General features: G+C 56.0%; 2 protein-coding genes. One reads left to right on the top strand and one right to left on the bottom strand.

The features are described 5' to 3' along the window. Window positions 1-449 (bottom strand): Chromate resistance protein ChrB (locus BM035_RS22210; RefSeq protein WP_368073307.1); only part of this gene is annotated, 449 nt, incomplete at its 3' end. 171 nt (window positions 450-620) lie between these two features. On the opposite strand from BM035_RS22210, the gene dmeF reads away from it, so the two are divergent. Continuing rightward, the coding region (gene dmeF / locus BM035_RS22205; RefSeq protein WP_092034467.1) for a CDF family Co(II)/Ni(II) efflux transporter DmeF at window positions 621-1,291 on the top strand (671 nt) is incomplete at its 3' end.

The raw sequence follows: 1,291 nt of genomic DNA, 5'->3' as shown, positions 1-1,291 counted from the left end.
CGATTTGCGTCGGTTTCCAGTTCCTGCAACGCCCGATCGACCCGTTCACGGGCAGCACCTGGAAAAAAATCAATCTGTGACACGCGCGTGAAGCGCTTACGCAGTTTCCGGGTCTCCCTAATAACCTCCATGGCCGATTCTGGCAGCAGCGTTGCCCGTAGTTCTGCGATGTCCGAGTGCAAGGCCTCATAGTCGTCCGCACGATCGAATAAAGCGGGGAATTCATGAGCATCCGGGCCGTCAGTGGGTACAACATGGGCGACACCGCCGGCTTCACGCACGTCATGGGCCACAGCCTCCAACTTCTCGACGTGATCGGGGTGAGCTGGCAGTAAATAGACGCCGTCGCGAAGTGAAGCCGCGCCCCATGCCTTAATAGAGCGCCAGGCCCGCATACGCACCGTCGCATTTTCTGTAGGAAGTGACAGAATCAGTAGAAGCCATGACATTCTGTAGAATCTACTACGTGTTTGTAGCAATCACAACACTTTTATGGCTGAACGGTTGTGATGGCCATCTGACTACAGTAGCATTCTCATATATCCCCCCACGGGGGATAGGTTAAAAGCTGGTTTTGACCCCAGACTTACCAAATCATCAGCCACGCTAGGAACACTGTGATGCACCACGAACGACTCGATCATTGGCAACATAAGCATGTCTTTGGCCAGGATCGGAAGCGCCCCGGAGAAATCCGAACGCTCATCGTGGTGGGCCTAACGCTGGCGATGATGGTCTGGGAAATCCTGGCCGGGATCGTTTATGGCTCGATGGCCTTGCTGGCCGATGGGCTGCACATGGGGTCGCACGCGGTGGCCCTGGGTATTGCCGCCTTCGCCTATGCATACGCCAGGAAAAACGCAGGCAACGCCCGATTCTCTTTCGGGACGGGGAAGGTCAATGCGCTGGGCGGCTTTACCGGAGCCATTCTGCTGGCTGTCTTTGCGCTCTACATGGTCATCGAGAGTGTTGGGCGTTTTATCCAGCCCGTCCCCATTTCTTTCGATGGGGCCATATTTGTGGCCATCATAGGCCTGGTGGTCAACGGGGTGTCAGCGTGGATACTGGGGGATGCAGGTCATGACCATGGTCACAGTCACGGGCATAATCACGGTCACCACCATCATCACCATGACCACAACCGACGGGCCGCTTACCTGCATGTGCTTGCAGATGCGTTGACGTCAGTCCTTGCCATTGTTGCCCTTCTGGCGGGTAAATATGCCGGGTGGAACTGGATGGACCCGATGATGGGGATTATCGGTGCGATTCTGGTAACCCGTTGGTCCTG

Source organism: Marinobacter sp. DSM 26671 (genome assembly GCF_900112835.1).
GTDB lineage: Bacteria > Pseudomonadota > Gammaproteobacteria > Pseudomonadales > Oleiphilaceae > Marinobacter > Marinobacter flavimaris.
The sequence above is the reverse complement of the archived record's forward strand: the minus strand, read 5'-3'. Positions and strand labels throughout refer to the sequence as shown.